Source organism: Achromobacter sp. SX5 (genome assembly GCF_056711425.1).
Genome location: NZ_CM160041.1, coordinates 2,003,217 through 2,017,898, shown reverse-complemented (window position 1 = coordinate 2,017,898; position 14,682 = coordinate 2,003,217). Strand labels below are relative to the sequence as shown.

The window sequence follows — 14,682 nt, the reverse complement described above, 5'->3', positions numbered from 1 at the left end:
CCGCTCAGGCCGCAGCGCGGTCCGGCTCCGGCTGCCGCGCCCGCGCCTCGATGCGTTCCATGCGCCAGCCGCCCGCGCCGTCCAGCGCCAGCCTGTGCGTATGGAAGGCGTCCAGCGTGCTGCGATGGCCCACGCTGACCAGCATGCAGTCCGGCAGCGCGCCGCGCAGAAGGCCGTACAGCGCGTGCTCCAGGCCTTCGTCGGTGGCCGACGTGGCCTCGTCCAGGAACACGATGGCGGGCCGGTTGAACAGCACGCGCGCGAACGCCACGCGCTGCTGCTCGCCGATGGACAGCGTGCGCGCCCAGTCCGCCACTTCGTCGAGCCGTCCGGCCAGATGCCCCAGGTTCACCTGGCGCAGCGCATCGGCCAGGCGCGCATCGTCCTCCGGCTGCGCCAGGCCGGGATAGGCCACCGCGCCGCGCAGGTCGCCCAGCGGCAGGTACGGCCGCTGCGACAGGAACAACGCGTTCGCGCCCTGCGGCCGCCTTACCGTGCCTTCGGCGTATGGCCACAGGCCCGCCAGCGCGCGCAGCAAGGTGGTCTTGCCGCTGCCCGACGGCCCCTTGATCAGCAGGGCCTGGCCCGGCCGCAGCCGCAGGTCCAGGTCGCGCAGCAGCGCGGCCCCGTCGGGCCGGCGCAGCTGCAGGCGCTCGATATCCAGCCCGTCGGGCAGCGTCTCGGTCCGCACGGCGGGCAGCGCGCGGGCGGCCTGGTTGGCGTCCAGGAAGCCATTGAGGCGGTCCAGCGTGGCGCGGTATTGCGCGAAGGTGTCGTAGGAGGTGCGGAAGAACGACAGCGCATCCTGCACCTGCCCGAAGGCCTGCGAGGTCTGGATCACGTCGCCCAGCTTGATGGCGCCGCTGAAAAAACGCGGCGCCTGCAGAATGAAGGGAAACACCACGGCCACCTGGCTGACCGACAGGTTGAAGCCGTCGAACTTCAGGCCCCGGTACACGCGCGCCCACAGGTTGGCGACGTAGGCCGTGAACCGCGTCCAGAGCGTGGCGCGCTCCACTTCCTCGCCCTGGTAGAACGCGACATTCTCGGCGTTCTCGCGCAGGCGCACCAGCGCATAGCGGAAATTCGCGGTGAGGCGTTCGGACAGGAAGTTCAGCCGGATCAGCGGCCGCCCGATCCTGAAGGCGAACAGCGTGGCCACGATCACGTAGAGATACACCATGAACACCATGGCGCGCGGGATTTCCACGCCGGCCACCGTGAGCGCGCCCGACAGGTTCCACAGGATGGCGGTGAACGCCACCAGCGACACCACCGCGCTCAGCGCGCCGATCGCCAGCGTGCGCGAGCCGGTGACGAACATGGCGATGTCCTGTTCGATGCGCTGGTCGGGGTTGTCCACCGGCGCATCCAGGAAATGGCCGCGGTAATACGCGCCGGCGCCCAGCCAGTCGCGCGTCAGGTGCTCGTTGAGCCAGACGCGCCAGCGGATGTCGAAGGCCTGGCCGGCGTAGCTGTCGACCAGCGTGCGCGCCACGTGCACGCAGGCCAGCACCGAGAATATGCCCAGAAAGCGCCAGAACGCCGACTGGTCCAGCGCCTGCAGCGCGCTGTAGAAGCCGTTGTACCAGAACGAAAACAGCACGGTCATGCGCACCGCGAACATGGCCAGCAACAGCAGCAGCGCCACGGTCAGCAAGGGCCGCAGGCTGCGGCGCGGATCGAGGTAAGGCCAGGCCAGCCGCCGGAACTTGCGGCCCCAGTCCGTGGTGCGCGCCAGCGCCATCGCGGCCAGCGCCAGGGCGACGGCGCTGATGCCGAACGCCTGCGCGAGCCACAGTGCGCTTTCGGCAAGTTGCTGTTGCCAGTTCAGATCCATGGGCAAAGTCCTCCAACCGTTTCTGGTTAGACGGGAGCTTGCCGCCAGGTTCCGGGGATGGCGGCCGCTTTAAGCCTGGCTTAAGCGTTGCGGCCGGCGCGGCCTTCGATGCGGCCGCCCAGGTCCAGGCTGGCGAACAGATCGGCCAGCGTGGGCACGGAGCGGGCGGGCCAGATCGCGCTCAGGTCGAAGGCGGGCAGGCGCTGGCCGTCGCGCACCTCGCAAAAGCGCACCCCGGCGAAGTTCATCGAGCGTATCCAGCTGGGCAGCAGCGCCACGCCGCAGCCGCCGGCCACGCAGGCCAGCACGGTCAGCGTGCGGTTGGCCTCCTGCGCCACCTGCGCGTCGTGGCCGCCCTTGCGCATGGCGTCGAGAATGCCCGCGTAAAAGGCCGGCAATTGCGCCTGCGGGTACATGACCAGGCCGGCCCGGGCGATCTGCGCCATCGAGACCTTGCCGTCTTCGGCCACCTCCAGCTCGTCCGGCACCGCCGCCACCAGACGGTCGCGCAGCAGCAGCCGCTCGCGCATGCGCCCGCCCACGGCGACCGGCGTGTGCATCAGGCCCAGGTCGATTTCGCCGGTCTGCAAGGCTTCGGCCTGCTCGGCGTTGCTCATTTCGCGCAGGAACACGCGCACGCCCGGCGCCTGCCGGCGCAATTCGCGCAGCGCGCGCGGCAAGGTGTCGAACAGGGCCGAGGACACCAGGCCGATGGTCAGCTGCCCCGCGCTGCCGCGGCCGATCTCGCGCGCCCGTTGCGCCGCCGCGTCGATGCGCGCCACGCTGGTCCGCACGTCCTCCAGTATGGCCAGCGCCGCCGGCGTGGGCGCGGCGCCGCGGCGCGAGCGCTCGAACAGGCGCACGCCCAGGTCCTGCTCCATGCGGCCCAGCGCCTGGCTCAAGGCCGGCTGCGCGATGCCCAGCCACTCCGACGCGCGGCTGACGCTGCCGTGGTCCACCACGGCCAGGAAGTAACGCAAGTGCCTGGTTTCCATATCGATTCGATATACATAAAACAGTTTTACCAAATAGAAAACTATACAGCGCGTTCTTAGAATCCCGGCTTATGGACACACGCACCGAGCCGAAATCCGTCGACACCCACGCCCACGTATTCCACCGCGGGCTGGCGCTGGCCGCCACGCGCCGCCACAGCCCCGACCACGACGCCACGCCGGCCGACTACCTCGCCTTGCTGGACGCGCACGGGCTCGGCCACGGCGTGCTGGTGCAGCCCAGTTTCCTGGGGTCCGACAACAGCCACCTGGTCGAGGCCCTGCGCGCCGCGCCCGCGCGCCTGCGCGGCGTCGCGGTGGTGGCGCCCGGCGTCCCCGCCGAACATCTGCTGGCGCTGGCCGAGGCGGGCGTGGTCGGCATCCGGCTGAACCTGATCGGGCTGCCCGTGCCGGACCTGCGCCTGCCCGGCTGGCGCACGCTGCTGGCGCGCGTCAATGCGCTGGGCTGGCACGTCGAAGTGCATCTGCCGGCCGCGCGCCTGCCGGACATTCTGCCGGCGCTGCTGGCCGCGCAATGCCGCGTGGTGGTGGACCATTTCGGCCGCCCCGATCCCGCGCTGGGCGTCGCCGATCCCGGCTTCCAGTACCTGCTGCGCCAGGCCGACAGCGGCCGCGTCTGGGTCAAGCTGTCGGCCCCCTACCGCAACTGGACGGCGTCCGCCTGTACGACGTCCGGGCGGATCGCCGCGCGGCAGCTGCTCGACGCCTACACGGCCGCCCGCCTCATGTGGGGCAGCGACTGGCCTCACACCGAACATCGCCATCTGGCGTCCTATTCCGCCGCAGTCCGGTGGCTGGACGCCTGGATCGACGATCCCGTGCAGCGGCGCATGGTGCTTGCCGACACGCCGCTGCGGCTGTTCAGATTCCAAGGAGACAAACCATGACCCACCTGTTCCAACGCCTGGCGCGCCGCGGCGCCCTGTACGCGGCCGCCGGCCTGCTCGCCGGCGCCGCCGGCGCCGCGAGCGCCGCCTATCCCGAACGCGCCGTCACGCTGGTCGTCACCTATCCGCCCGGCGGCACGGTGGACGTGGTCGCGCGCCTGATCGGCCCCAGGCTGGCCGCGGAACTGGGCCAGCCGGTCGTCATCGAAAACCGCGGCGGCGCCGGCGGCATGATAGGCGGCGCGGTCGTGGCCAAGGCCAAGCCGGACGGCTATACGCTGATGCTGGACGCCTCCAACCACGCGCAGAATCCCGCCCTGCATTCGAAGATGCAGTTCGACACGCTGACGGCGTTCGCGCCGGTGTCCCTGCTGCTGCGCGTGCCCAACGTCCTGGTGGTCACGCCCTCGTACGAAGTGCGCAGCGTGGCCGACCTGATCAGGCTGGGCCGTCCGGGCGCCAAGGAGCACGTGTACTACGCCTCGGCCGGCCCCGGCTCGGCGCAGCATCTGGCCGGCGAACTGTTCAACCTGCTGGCCAAGACCGAGCTGCAGCACGTGGCCTACAAGGGCGGCGGCCCGGCCATGATAGACGTCATGTCGGGCCAGGTTCCCGTGATGTTCGCCAGCATGGGCTCGTCCTGGCAGCATGTGAAGAACGGCAAGCTGCGCGCGATCGCCGTCGGCGGCCTGGAGCGCTCCAAGACCGCGCCCGAGCTGCCCACCATCGCCGAATCCGGCGTGCCCGGCTACGAGACCTACGAATGGAACGCCGTGTTCGCGCCGGCCGGCACGCCGCCCGCCATCGTCGACCAGGTGTCGCAGGCGCTGGCCAAGGTGCTGAAAGACCCCGCCATCGCCGAGCAGCTCGCCGGCATCGGCGCCGAACCCATCGGCTCCACACCGGCCGAACTGGACAGCTTCCGCCGCGCCGAGATCGCCAAATGGCAGCGCGTGGTCAAGGAGGCCGGCCTCAGCCTGGATTGATTGGTGCCGGGCCGGCCGGCCCGGCTATCATCGTCCCTGACACAGCTTTACCGCAGGGACAGGAGATGGACAAGATCCGGCTCGACAAATGGCTTTGGGCGGCGCGTTTCTACAAGACGCGCAGCCTGGCCGTACAGGAAATCGGCAAGGGCCGCGTGCAGGTGAACGACCAGCCGGCCAAGCCGGCGCGCGAGGTCGCGCCCGGCGACCTCGTCACCATCCGCAAGGAAGACCCCGCGCTGCGCGTGCGGGTCGTGGGCGTGAGCGGCGTGCGCGGCCCGGCGCCGGTGGCGCGCCAGCTCTACGAGGAAACGCCCGACAGCATCGCGGCGCGCGAGCGCGCGGCGGAAATGCGCCGGCTCGCGCCCGAACCGGCGCTGGGCATCGAGGCCGGACGGCCGACCAAGCGCGACCGGCGCCTGATCGACCAGATGCGCGGGAAGTGAGGCCGCCATGAAGAAAAATCCGATGGGCGGCCTGGTCTACTCCACCGATGGCGGGCGCATGTGCCCGCAGTGCCGCCAGCCCGTGACGCAATGCCGCTGCGACACGGCGCGCGCCGCGCCGGCCGGCGACGGCGTGGCGCGCGTATCGCGCGAAACCAAGGGCCGCGGCGGCAAGAGCGTCACCGTGGTCAAGGGCCTGGCGCTGGACCCGGTTGCGCTGGGCGCGCTGGGCAAGCAGTTGCGCGCGGCCTGCGGCTCGGGCGGCACCGTGAAAGACGGCGTGATCGAGGTACAGGGCGACCATCGCGAGCGCGTCATGGAGGCCTTGCAGAAACAGGGCTACCGCGCCAAGCGCGCCGGCGGCTAGGAGAAAGCACATGAACGATTCATCGCTGGCCGACGTGGCCAGCTGGCATGCCCACGTGTATTTCGACGCAGCCAGCCGGGATGCCGCGCAGGCGCTGCGCGAACGGATCGCCTCGCGCTTCGGCGGCCGGATGGAGCTGGGGCGCTTCCATGAGCGCCCAGTCGGCCCGCATCCGTGCTGGAGCTACCAGATCGCCTTCGCGCCCGGGGACTTCGCCGAGATCGCGACCTGGCTCACGCTGCACCACGGCGGGCTGGACGTGTTCCTGCACCCGAACACCGGCGACTCGCTGCGCGACCACCGCGACTGCGCCGTCTGGATCGGGAGCAGCCATGTGCTCGATCTGCAGGCGCTGGGCTGAACCCGCCGGCCCGTAGCGTCAGAGCGCGCGGCCCACGATCAGCGAATCCAGCGCCAGGGTGGCGTCGTCGCTCCTGCCCTCGTAGGGCAGGCGGTTGAGCACGTAGCGCATGGCGTTGAGCCGCGCGCGCTTCTTGCAGTCGGACTTGACCACCACCCACGGCGCGTCGGCGGTGTCGGTGTGCGCGAACATCGCTTCCTTGGCGCGGGTGTAGTCATCCCATTTGTCCAGCGAGGCCAGGTCCACCGGGCTCAGCTTCCACTGCTTGAGCGGATGGACCTTGCGCTGCTCGAAGCGGCGCAGCTGTTCCTCGCGGCTGACCGAGAACCAGAATTTGATCAGGTGGATGCCGCTGCTGACCAGGTGGCGCTCGAAGTCGGGCACCTGGCGCAGGAAGTCCAGGTACTCCCCATGCGTGCAAAAGCCCATCACGCGCTCCACGCCGGCGCGGTTGTACCAGGAGCGGTCGAACATGACGATTTCGCCGGCCGTGGGCAGGTGCTGCACATAGCGCTGGAAATACCATTGGCCGCGCTCGGTGTCGGACGGCTTTTCCAGCGCGACCACGCGCGCGCCGCGCGGGTTCAGGTGCTCCATCATGCGCTTGATGGTGCCGCCCTTGCCCGCCGCGTCGCGGCCTTCGAACAGGATCACGACACGCTGGCCGGTGGCCTTGACCCAGGCCTGCAGCTTGAGCAGTTCGACCTGCAAACGGTACTTCTGCTTTTCGTAATTGCGCCGCAGCATGCGGTGGCGGTACGGATAAATGCCTTCGCGCCAGTGCGCGACCAGTTCGTCGTCGGGATTGCGCGGCGCCGCCTCGGCCTGCTCGCCGGCTGCCAGCAGCGCGCGGTGCACGGCCTGCGCATCGTCGGGCGACAGCGCCTCGATGAGCGAGCGCAAAGCCTCGTGCGCCTGTTCGGGCGCGCCGGCGGGGCGGCGGCGCGCGATGTCGGCCAGCAGCGCCACGGCCTCCTGGCGCGCGGCGTGCACACGGGCGCCGGCCCGCCTGCGGATCTGCTCGGCGGGCGCGGGCGCCATGTCCTGGTCGATGGCGTCTGGCATCTTGTCCGTCATGGGTGCTCTCCTTGTTATGTGCGTCGTCCGCCTCGCGACGCGGCGGATTGACGTGAATGAAAGGTTGTAGCATCTTTGCGGACTCCGGCTCCGCGCCGTCCGTTATCCGCGCCATGTGGTCATTCATCAAGCGCCTGCTCGCCGGCCCCGCGCCGGCCGAAGATCCGCTGCGCGAAACCCTGAGTTTCGACGACGCCGGCCTGACGCGCGCCAGCGAACTGCTGCGCGCGCTGCGCCAGCGCGAGTTCTGGCCCTGGGACGAGATCCACGAATTCGGCTTTCGCTACACGCAGGCGCTGTACCCCGATCCCTGGGCCGGCGACTACATGGAAGGCCTGTGGATCTTCCGCGTCTGCGGCGACGAGGGCGGACGGATGACGCTGGAATTCGACCAGGACATGCTGGACGCGGAACGGCTGCCCGACGCGCTGCTGCGCCACCTGCCCGGGCTGGACATGGGCGCGCTGCGCGCCGGCCTGGCCGCCGCCGGCCGCGGCCCGCACAATTTCGAGGCCGAGGGCGACTGGATAGCCTGGCGGCGCGCCGACGCCGCGCCTACACCCGGTCCAGGCCCTGCCTGAGATCGGCCACGATATCCTCGGGCGTCTCCAGTCCCACCGACAGCCGCAGCAGCCCTTCGGACAGGCCGTAGCGCTCGCGGTCCTCGGCGGTGTAGCTGGCGTGCGTCATGGACGCGGGATGCTGGATCAGCGTCTCGGGGTCTCCCAGGCTGACCGCGATGCGGGCCAGTTTCAGGCTGTCGAGCAGCCGGCGCCCGCCCGCCAGCCCGGTCTTCAGTTCGAACGCCACCAGCCCGCCGCCGGCCGACTGCTGGCGCCGGGCGATCTCGGCGCCGGCCGTGTCCGCCAGGCCCGGATAGAACACCTCGGCCACCGCGGGATGGCCGCGCAGCAGCTCGGCCACCTTCCTGGCCGATTCGCTGTGGCGCTCCACGCGCAGTTCCAGCGTCTTCAGGCCGCGCAACACCAGGAAGGCCGTGAACGGCGACAGCGTCGCGCCGGTGAAGTAGCGCAGGCCCTGCAGCCGGATCGCGTCGATGTGCTGCTTGCGCCCCAGCACCGCGCCGGCCAGCAGATCGCCGTGGCCGCCCAGGTACTTGGTGGCCGAATGCAGCACGAGGTCGGCGCCGTGCTCCAGCGGACGCTGCAGCACCGGCGTGGCGAAGGTGTTGTCGACGATGGTCAGCAGGCCGCGGGCGCGGGCGATGGCCGACACGGCGGCGATGTCCACCAGGCGCAGGTTGGGATTGGCCGGCGTCTCGAAATACACCGCGCGCGTTTTGGGGCCGATGGCGTCGGCCACGGCCTGCGGGCGGGTGAAGTCGGCGAACACCGCGCGCACGCCGAAGCGGGCCAGGCCCTGCGTGAACAGCGTGAAGGCGGTGCCGTAGACGATCTGGTCCACCACGATCTCGTCGCCGCTTTGCAGCAGCGTGAACAGCGTGGCGGAGATCGCGGCCATGCCGGAGGCGGTCGCCACACCGGCCTCGGCGCCCTCCAGCGAGGCCAGGCGTTCTTCCAGCAGCGCCTGCGTGGGATTGCGGGTGCGGCCGTAGACGTAGCCCTGGGCCTCGCCCAGCCTGATCCGGTCGAAGGCTTCCAGGCTTTCCTGGGTGTAGGTGGAAGTCAGGTAGAGCGGCGGCGACAGCGCGCCCTGTTCGTCCAGCGGCTCGTAGCCGAGATGGATGGCGCGCGTGGCGAAGCCCTGTTGCGGAAAATCGGACATCTGGGATTCCTTGTTCGGATATCAGCGTTTGTGGTCGGCGCGGCGCGCCAGCCATTCGCCGGTGAATTGCACGATGGACACCAGCGCGATCAGGATCACGATCACCTCGAACATCACGCGGGTCTCGTAGCGTTCGTAGCCGTAGCGGATCGCCAGGTCGCCCAGGCCGCCGGCGCCCACCGCGCCGGCCATGGCCGAGGCATTGATCATGGCGATGACGCTTACCGTCATGCCGCCGACGATGCCGGGCAGCGCTTCGGGCAGCAGCACGTGGCGCACGATGTGCCAGCGCCGGCAGCCCATGGCGCGCGCGGCTTCCACCAGGCCGTGGTCCACCTCGTTGAGGCTGACCTGCGCGATGCGCGCGAAGAACGGCACCAGGTTGGCCGACAGCGGCACGATGGCGGCCCAGGTTCCCAGGGTGGTGCCCACCAGCATGCGCGTGAACGGCAGCATGGCCACCAGCAGGATGATGAAGGGAATGGCCCTGAAGGTATTCACCACGATGGACAGCGCCTTGTTCAGGCGCGGCAGCGGATAGAGATTGCCCGGCGCGGTGACCGTCAGGACCAGCGCCAGCGCCAGCCCGCAGACGATGGCGATGGCCGCCGCCACGCCCACCATGGTCAGGGTCTGCAGAAACGCCTGCAGGTATTTATCGAACATCGGCAGCGACATAGCCCAGCACCTTTATCTGATCGGCCACCAGCGCGGCGCGCGCGGCCTCTTCCCGTAGTGCGCCCGCCGGCACCGACACCAGCAGGCTGCCTTGCGCGTGGCCGCGCAGGCGGTCCAGCCCGCCATGCAGCAGCGTCGCGCCCGGCCCCAGGGCGGCCAGCGCCTGCAGCGAAACGCCGCCCGGCCGCCCCTGCCCCGTGAAGCGCAGGCTCAGCACCGCCACGCCGTCGCGGCCCTGCAGGTCGGGCACCAGCCTGGCCTCCAGGTCGGCCGGCAATCCATGTTGCAGGGGCCGCAGCAAGGCGCGCGTGGCCTCGGCCTGGGGATTGCCGAAGACACGCCAGACCTCGCCGTGCTCGACCTTGCGCCCGCCGTCGAGCACCAGCACCTTGTGGCAGATCTCGCGGATCACCGCCATGTCGTGCGTGATCAGCACCACCGTCAGGCCCAGCTTGCGGTTGATGTCGCGCAGCAGGGTCAGGATGGACTGCGTGGTCTCGGGGTCCAGCGCCGAGGTGGCCTCGTCGCACAGCAGGATCTCGGGCTCGTGCACCAGCGCCCGGGCGATGCCGACGCGCTGCTTCTGGCCGCCGGACAGCCTGGCCGGATAGACGTCGGCCTTGTCGCCCAGCCCCACCAGCTCCAGCAGCGCGGCGACGCGGGCCCGCGCGGCCGCCGGCTTCACGCCGGCCACGCGCAGCGGCAGGGCCACGTTCTCGGCCACCGTCTTGGCCGACAGCAGATTGAAGTGCTGGAAAATCATGCCGATGCGCCGGCGCAGCGCCACCAGGGCGTTCTCGTCCAGCCCGCCCGCGTCCACGCCGTCGATCAGCACGCGTCCGGCGCTGGGCCGCTCCAGCATGTTGATGGAGCGCAGCAGCGTGGACTTGCCGGCGCCGCTGCGCCCGATGATGCCGAACACCGTGCCGCGGGCAATCGAGAACGACACGTCGGACAGCGCCGCAACCGCGCCGCGCGCGCCCTCGTAGCGCTTTTGCAGCCCTTCGAACACGATGTGCTCGTCGCCCGCCGGCAGCGGCGGCGCGGCCGCCGGCTGGGCAATGGAAAACTCATGTTGCATCATGGCTCAGAACACCGGAATCACGGAGCCTTCGAACTTGCTGAGGATGAACTGGCGCACCTCTTCCGAGTGGTAGGCCTTGACCAGCTCGGGCACCCACGGCGCGTTCCGGTCCTGTTCGCGGACCGCAATGATGTTCACGTAGGGATTGTTTTCCTTCTTTTCGACCGCGATGCCGTCGCGCGTGGCGATCAGGCCGGCCTGGTAGGCGAAGCTGTTGACGATGGCGGCGGCGTCCACGTCGGGCAGCGAGCGCGCCAGCACCACCGAGGCGCTCTCCACGAACTGGAGCTTCCTGGGGTTGGCGGTCACGTCGGCCAGCGTGGCCGTGCCGGTGGCCGGGTCGAAGCCGTTCCTGAGCGTGATCAGGCCCTGGTCGCGCAGCACCACCAGCGCGCGCGTCTGGTTGCTGGGATCGTTGGGTATGCCCACGCGCGCGCCTTCCGGCAGGTCCTTCAGCGACTTGTATTTGCGGGAATAGAACGCGATGGGCGAGATCAGCGTGTTGGCCACCGGCACCAGCTTGTAGCCGCGCTGGCGGATCTGGTCGTTCAGAAAGGGAATGTGCTGGAAGGCGTTGGCCTCCAGGTCGCCGTTGTTCAGGGCCTCGTTGGGGCTGGCGGTGCCGGTGATGACCACCGGCTCCACGGCCAGACCGTTCTTCCTGGCGACCTGGGCCACCACTTCCCAGATCTGTTCGTCGACGCCGCCGCGCACGCCGACCTTCAGGGGTTTGGCGTCGGCCGAAAAGGCCGGGCCGTGGAACATCGCCGCCGAGGCCAGCACCACGCCAAGCAGCTTCTTGAAAATACGGGGAGTCATTTTGGAATCGCCTCTCAGGCTAGGGCCTGTTCACACTAAAAGGAGCCACGCATGAGTACCCAAATGAGCGCCTATCAAGGCGCGAAGCGCAGTCGTGGCAGGTCCCCGGCGAGCATTCGCAACGCGGAGAGGCGCTCATTTGGGTACTCACCCTTCGGGCAGGCCGGTAATCGGGCGCCAGGCGTCGTTGCACTCACCTTGCGTGGCACAGCCACGCGGCGGCGAGCGCGCCTAGCCTGGCGCCCGATTACCGGCCTGTGCGTGGCTCCTTTTAGTGTGAACAGGCCCTAAACGGTTATAAGAGAAACGATTCTAGGGACGGGCACGCCCGGCGCGAACGAAGACTTCGTTCGGTGCTTATGGCCGGGGCGTTTGGTTATGGCCGCGCGGCATATGCGCGCGGCGCGCCGAAAACGTTCAGAACGGCTTGACGACCACCAGCGCGACGATCGCGGAAGCCGCGACCACGGTGAACGGCGCGTACCAATCGATCAGCGGCGGACGCTGCGCGCCGCCGCCGGCCATGCGGCGCAAGGCCTTGCTCTGGACGCCCAGCAGCGCCGACAGCGCCAGCGCGATGGCGATCTTCACCCAGATCCAGTTCATGATGAACCAGCCGAAGGTCACGGCCAGGTGCAGGCCGACCAGCCAGGCCAGCACCATGGCCGGCGTGGTCACGTACAGGGTCCAGCGGCGCAGCGCGCCGAGCATCCTGCTTTCTTTCGGGGCTTCGCCGCCTTCCTGGGGCTGCGAGGACAGCAGGAACAGCGACACGAACAGCGAGCCGCCCAGCCAGGCGACCACGGCCGCCACGTGGAGCATTTTCAGGAATTGGTATGTCATGGCCGGCATTATCGCCGCAGGCGCGCGCCGCGGCGAACCGGCTTGCAACGGCAATTTGCGCTACGGCAAAGCGGCGGCCCGGCGCGGCCTTACTTGGCGGCGTCGGCGCCTGCCGGCGGCGGGCTGCCCGCCGGCGCCGCCTTGCTGTCCGAAGGCGCGGCCGCCTTGCTGTCCGCGGGCGCGGCCTTGCCATTGGCGGCCGGCGTATCACTGGCGGCCGCCGGGTTCAAGGTGTCGGCCGGCGCGTCCGGCGACACCGCGGGCTCGGCCGGCGCGGGCTTGGGCGGCGTCTTGCCGCGTCCGGCCGGCGCCGGCTGCGGCGCCGAAGCGGCCTGCGCGTCCGGCAGGAAGCGCTGCAACAGCTGGAAAAATCCGTCGTAGAACTGGGGCCGCGCCACCGTCTGGCTGGCGGTCTTGACCAGCGAATCGTCGCTGGCGCCGAACGGCATGGACACCTGGCCCAGCACGCTCACGCCCACGCTGGCCGAATTGGCGGTGCGCTTGATCGAATAGCGGTCCTGCATCGCGGTGGCGAACACCGTCGAGCGCTCGTTCGACGCGCCATCGGCGGCGCATTCGATATTGAAGCTGATCTGCGTATGCTGGCCGTCCTCGGCCTGGAAATTCTTGTGCCCGGTCACGCGCGCCGACTCGAAGCGGTCGATCAGATAGCCCTGGCTCAGCAAGGCCCGCCGGCCCGCGTCGCAGGCGGCCACGCTGCTGGCGGCGACGCCGCGCGAGTAGGTGTCGTTCTGGGTGAAGTCCTCCTTCTCGTACGCGGGCTTGGGGGAGGAGCATCCGGCCACGGCGCCCGTCAGGGCGGCGAGCAGGATCAGGGACGGACGGCGGGTGATACGAGGCATGTATGGGTCCGCGAGCCGGCGGCTTGCGGCAATGTGATGCGTGAACGTCGGTTATAGCGCATCCCCCCGCCTCAAGCCTTTACCAGGAATGAACAGTTCAACAGAGAGGTAACAGGCGATATAACAGGGACAAAACGAACGGCTACTGGGACTAACCCCTGGTCCCACGCCGCCGGATTTTGGCTATTCTGCCCGCGTCGATCCAAAACCCCGCAGAAGAGACCTGCCCGCCGCGGCAGGCGCCGACGGAGCAACCGCCCCGGAAACTCTCAGGCAACCAGGACTGCGCGGTCTAGACAATCTGGAGAGCGGCGCCGCGCGCGCCCACCGAAGGGGAACCCGCCGCCCTCCGCGCGGCGCGTGAAACTCTCAGGTACCAAGACAGATGGGGTGCTGCGGCCGGGTGGCCGCGGCCACCCTACCCTTGGAGCGACCATGCCCCGCATCGCCATCATCGGCGCCGGCATCACCGGCGTCACGTCCGCCCATGCCCTGAACAAGCTGGGATTCGACGTCACCGTCTACGACCGCCAGCGCTACCCCGCCATGGAGACTTCCTACGCCAACGGCGGCCAGCTGTCGGCCAGCAACGCCGAGGTCTGGAACAGCGTGTCCACCATCATGAAAGGCCTGCGCTGGCTGGGCCGCCACGACGCCCCGCTGCTGCTCAATCCGCGTCCGGGCTGGCACAAGTATTCCTGGCTGGCCCAGTTCATCGGGCAGATCCGCAACTATCGCCAGAACACCATCGAGACCACCCGCCTGGCCATCGAGGCGCGCCAGCACCTTTACGCCATGGCCGAAGAAGAAGGCATCGATTTCGACCTGGAGCGCCGCGGCATCCTGCACATCTACCACGACGCGGCCAGCTTCGACACCGCGCGCCGCGCCAACGCGCTGCTGCGGCAAGGCGGGCTGGAGCGCTACGAGGTAACCGCGGAAGAAGCGCGCCGCATCGAGCCGGCCCTGCAGACCGCCTGCCACGCCGGCTTCTACACGCCGTCGGACGCCACCGGCGACATCCACAAGTTCACCAGCGGCCTGGCCCGCGCCTGCCAGCGCCGCGGCGTGCGGTTCGTGCAGGACGCCGACATCACCGCCATCGCGCACGAGGGCGGCGCCTACCGTCTGGACCTGGCGGCAGGCGCGCTGCCGGCCCGCCAGGAATCGGCCGACGCCGTGGTGATCTGCGCCGGCGCGGCCAGCCGCCAGTTCGCGCGGCAGCTCGGAGACTCGCTCAACATCTACCCGGTCAAGGGCTATTCGATCAGCGTGCACCTGGACGACGAGGCCAGCCGCGCCGCCGCGCCCTGCGTGAGCCTGCTGGACGAGGCCGCCAAGATCGTCACCAGCCGCCTGGGCGACCGCTTCCGCGTGGCCGGCACGGCGGAATTCAACGGGTTCAACCTGGACATCCGGGCCGAACGCGTGCAGCCGCTGGTGGACTGGACCCGCCGCCACTTCCCCGGCGTGCGCACCGCGCGCGTGGTGCCGTGGTGCGGGCTGCGCCCGATGACGCCGAACATGATGCCCAGGGTCGGCCCCGGCAAGCGGCCGGGGGTGTTCTACAACACCGGCCACGGCCACCTGGGATGGACGCTGTCGGCCGCGACCGCCCAGATGCTGGCGGCCAGCGTCCAGGCGGGCATGGGCCGGGCCTGAGCCCTGC

Annotated in this window: 16 protein-coding genes and 2 riboswitches; of the genes, 7 read left to right on the top strand and 9 right to left on the bottom strand. The window is 69.7% G+C overall.

All coding sequences use genetic code 11. From position 1 onward, the window contains the following. Window positions 1-4 precede the first annotated feature (4 nt). Together AC1M14_RS09520 and AC1M14_RS09515 are read right to left on the bottom strand one after the other, a co-directional pair. The gene (locus AC1M14_RS09520; protein WP_479731468.1) at window positions 5-1,840 is read right to left on the bottom strand and encodes an ABC transporter ATP-binding protein/permease; all 1,836 of its coding nucleotides are present in this window, start codon (window positions 1,838-1,840) and stop codon (window positions 5-7) included. Between the two features lie 80 nt (window positions 1,841-1,920). After that, a complete protein-coding gene (locus AC1M14_RS09515; RefSeq protein WP_479731467.1) occupies window positions 1,921-2,835 on the bottom strand; it encodes a LysR family transcriptional regulator in 915 nt (304 codons plus the stop codon). A gap of 71 nt (window positions 2,836-2,906) precedes the next feature. Here AC1M14_RS09515 and AC1M14_RS09510 point away from each other — a divergent pair, with 71 nt between their 5' ends. The 5 genes from AC1M14_RS09510 to AC1M14_RS09490 all read left to right on the top strand — a co-directional run bounded on the left by AC1M14_RS09510 (window position 2,907) and on the right by AC1M14_RS09490 (window position 5,903). Continuing rightward, on the top strand, window positions 2,907-3,743 hold the full coding sequence (locus tag AC1M14_RS09510; RefSeq protein ID WP_111824715.1) for an amidohydrolase family protein: 837 nt from the start codon (window positions 2,907-2,909) through the stop codon (window positions 3,741-3,743). Continuing rightward, the gene (locus AC1M14_RS09505) at window positions 3,740-4,729 is read left to right on the top strand and encodes a tripartite tricarboxylate transporter substrate binding protein (protein ID WP_111824714.1); all 990 of its coding nucleotides are present in this window, start codon (window positions 3,740-3,742) and stop codon (window positions 4,727-4,729) included. Before AC1M14_RS09510 ends, AC1M14_RS09505 begins: the two co-directional genes overlap by 4 nt. A 65-nt stretch (window positions 4,730-4,794) precedes the next feature. Further along, complete coding sequence (locus AC1M14_RS09500; RefSeq protein WP_102772289.1) at window positions 4,795-5,175, top strand: RNA-binding S4 domain-containing protein; 381 nt, start codon at window positions 4,795-4,797, stop codon at window positions 5,173-5,175. Between the two features lie 7 nt (window positions 5,176-5,182). Continuing rightward, window positions 5,183-5,542, top strand: coding sequence for a translation initiation factor Sui1 (locus tag AC1M14_RS09495; RefSeq protein WP_479731466.1), 360 nt, complete (start codon window positions 5,183-5,185; stop codon window positions 5,540-5,542). Window positions 5,543-5,552: 10 nt separating this feature from the next. Next, window positions 5,553-5,903, top strand: a complete 351-nt coding sequence (locus AC1M14_RS09490; protein WP_479731465.1) for a DOPA 4,5-dioxygenase family protein — start codon at window positions 5,553-5,555, stop codon at window positions 5,901-5,903. Between the two features lie 18 nt (window positions 5,904-5,921). On the opposite strand, the gene ppk2 is transcribed toward AC1M14_RS09490, so the two are convergent. Beyond that, window positions 5,922-6,944 (bottom strand): polyphosphate kinase 2, encoded by a 1,023-nt coding sequence (gene ppk2, locus AC1M14_RS09485; protein ID WP_479731793.1) that lies wholly within the window; start codon window positions 6,942-6,944, stop codon window positions 5,922-5,924. A 149-nt stretch (window positions 6,945-7,093) separates the two neighbouring features. Between ppk2 and AC1M14_RS09480 the strand changes: the two genes are divergently transcribed. Then, the gene (locus AC1M14_RS09480; protein ID WP_102772293.1) at window positions 7,094-7,561 is read left to right on the top strand and encodes a hypothetical protein; all 468 of its coding nucleotides are present in this window, start codon (window positions 7,094-7,096) and stop codon (window positions 7,559-7,561) included. Here AC1M14_RS09480 and AC1M14_RS09475 read toward each other — a convergent pair. The 6 genes from AC1M14_RS09475 to AC1M14_RS09450 all read right to left on the bottom strand — a co-directional run bounded on the left by AC1M14_RS09475 (window position 7,536) and on the right by AC1M14_RS09450 (window position 13,013). Continuing rightward, a complete protein-coding gene (locus tag AC1M14_RS09475) occupies window positions 7,536-8,726 on the bottom strand; it encodes a trans-sulfuration enzyme family protein (RefSeq protein ID WP_479731464.1) in 1,191 nt (396 codons plus the stop codon). The two genes, AC1M14_RS09480 and AC1M14_RS09475, sit on opposite strands and share 26 nt — an antisense overlap. Before the next feature lie 21 nt (window positions 8,727-8,747). After that, window positions 8,748-9,404, bottom strand: coding sequence for a methionine ABC transporter permease (locus tag AC1M14_RS09470; protein ID WP_111824710.1), 657 nt, complete (start codon window positions 9,402-9,404; stop codon window positions 8,748-8,750). Beyond that, window positions 9,382-10,488, bottom strand: coding sequence for a methionine ABC transporter ATP-binding protein (locus AC1M14_RS09465; protein ID WP_102772296.1), 1,107 nt, complete (start codon window positions 10,486-10,488; stop codon window positions 9,382-9,384). The genes AC1M14_RS09470 and AC1M14_RS09465 overlap by 23 nt, the downstream gene beginning before the upstream one ends. A gap of 3 nt (window positions 10,489-10,491) precedes the next feature. Continuing rightward, the gene (locus AC1M14_RS09460) at window positions 10,492-11,307 is read right to left on the bottom strand and encodes a MetQ/NlpA family ABC transporter substrate-binding protein (RefSeq protein ID WP_102772297.1); all 816 of its coding nucleotides are present in this window, start codon (window positions 11,305-11,307) and stop codon (window positions 10,492-10,494) included. A gap of 417 nt (window positions 11,308-11,724) precedes the next feature. Then, window positions 11,725-12,150, bottom strand: a complete 426-nt coding sequence (locus AC1M14_RS09455; protein WP_479731463.1) for a CopD family protein — start codon at window positions 12,148-12,150, stop codon at window positions 11,725-11,727. A gap of 89 nt (window positions 12,151-12,239) precedes the next feature. Further along, window positions 12,240-13,013, bottom strand: coding sequence for a DUF2242 domain-containing protein (locus AC1M14_RS09450; protein ID WP_479731462.1), 774 nt, complete (start codon window positions 13,011-13,013; stop codon window positions 12,240-12,242). Between the two features lie 203 nt (window positions 13,014-13,216). Next, a riboswitch (glycine riboswitch) is annotated at window positions 13,217-13,309 on the top strand. A 1-nt stretch (window position 13,310) separates the two neighbouring features. Then, window positions 13,311-13,402, top strand: a riboswitch (glycine riboswitch). A 46-nt stretch (window positions 13,403-13,448) separates the two neighbouring features. Here AC1M14_RS09450 and AC1M14_RS09445 point away from each other — a divergent pair. After that, window positions 13,449-14,675, top strand: coding sequence for a D-amino acid dehydrogenase (locus AC1M14_RS09445; protein WP_102772300.1), 1,227 nt, complete (start codon window positions 13,449-13,451; stop codon window positions 14,673-14,675). The last annotated feature ends 7 nt before the right edge of the window (window positions 14,676-14,682 follow it).

Bases quoted from the DNA above. Each gene is read 5' to 3' on its own strand.
- AC1M14_RS09450 (WP_479731462.1), bottom strand. From the start codon at position 13,013: ATGCCTCGTATCACCCGCCGTCCGTCCCTGATCCTGCTCGCCGCCCTG.
- ppk2 (WP_479731793.1), bottom strand. From the start codon at position 6,944: ATGGCGCCCGCGCCCGCCGAGCAGATCCGCAGGCGGGCCGGCGCCCGT.
- AC1M14_RS09510 (WP_111824715.1), top strand. From the start codon at position 2,907: ATGGACACACGCACCGAGCCGAAATCCGTCGACACCCACGCCCACGTA.
- AC1M14_RS09490 (WP_479731465.1), top strand. From the start codon at position 5,553: ATGAACGATTCATCGCTGGCCGACGTGGCCAGCTGGCATGCCCACGTG.
- AC1M14_RS09445 (WP_102772300.1), top strand. From the start codon at position 13,449: ATGCCCCGCATCGCCATCATCGGCGCCGGCATCACCGGCGTCACGTCC.
- AC1M14_RS09495 (WP_479731466.1), top strand. From the start codon at position 5,183: ATGAAGAAAAATCCGATGGGCGGCCTGGTCTACTCCACCGATGGCGGG.
- AC1M14_RS09500 (WP_102772289.1), top strand. From the start codon at position 4,795: ATGGACAAGATCCGGCTCGACAAATGGCTTTGGGCGGCGCGTTTCTAC.
- AC1M14_RS09470 (WP_111824710.1), bottom strand. From the start codon at position 9,404: ATGTCGCTGCCGATGTTCGATAAATACCTGCAGGCGTTTCTGCAGACC.
- AC1M14_RS09455 (WP_479731463.1), bottom strand. From the start codon at position 12,150: ATGACATACCAATTCCTGAAAATGCTCCACGTGGCGGCCGTGGTCGCC.
- AC1M14_RS09515 (WP_479731467.1), bottom strand. From the start codon at position 2,835: ATGGAAACCAGGCACTTGCGTTACTTCCTGGCCGTGGTGGACCACGGC.
- AC1M14_RS09460 (WP_102772297.1), bottom strand. From the start codon at position 11,307: ATGACTCCCCGTATTTTCAAGAAGCTGCTTGGCGTGGTGCTGGCCTCG.
- AC1M14_RS09475 (WP_479731464.1), bottom strand. From the start codon at position 8,726: ATGTCCGATTTTCCGCAACAGGGCTTCGCCACGCGCGCCATCCATCTC.
- AC1M14_RS09520 (WP_479731468.1), bottom strand. From the start codon at position 1,840: ATGGATCTGAACTGGCAACAGCAACTTGCCGAAAGCGCACTGTGGCTC.
- AC1M14_RS09465 (WP_102772296.1), bottom strand. From the start codon at position 10,488: ATGATGCAACATGAGTTTTCCATTGCCCAGCCGGCGGCCGCGCCGCCG.
- AC1M14_RS09505 (WP_111824714.1), top strand. From the start codon at position 3,740: ATGACCCACCTGTTCCAACGCCTGGCGCGCCGCGGCGCCCTGTACGCG.
- AC1M14_RS09480 (WP_102772293.1), top strand. From the start codon at position 7,094: ATGTGGTCATTCATCAAGCGCCTGCTCGCCGGCCCCGCGCCGGCCGAA.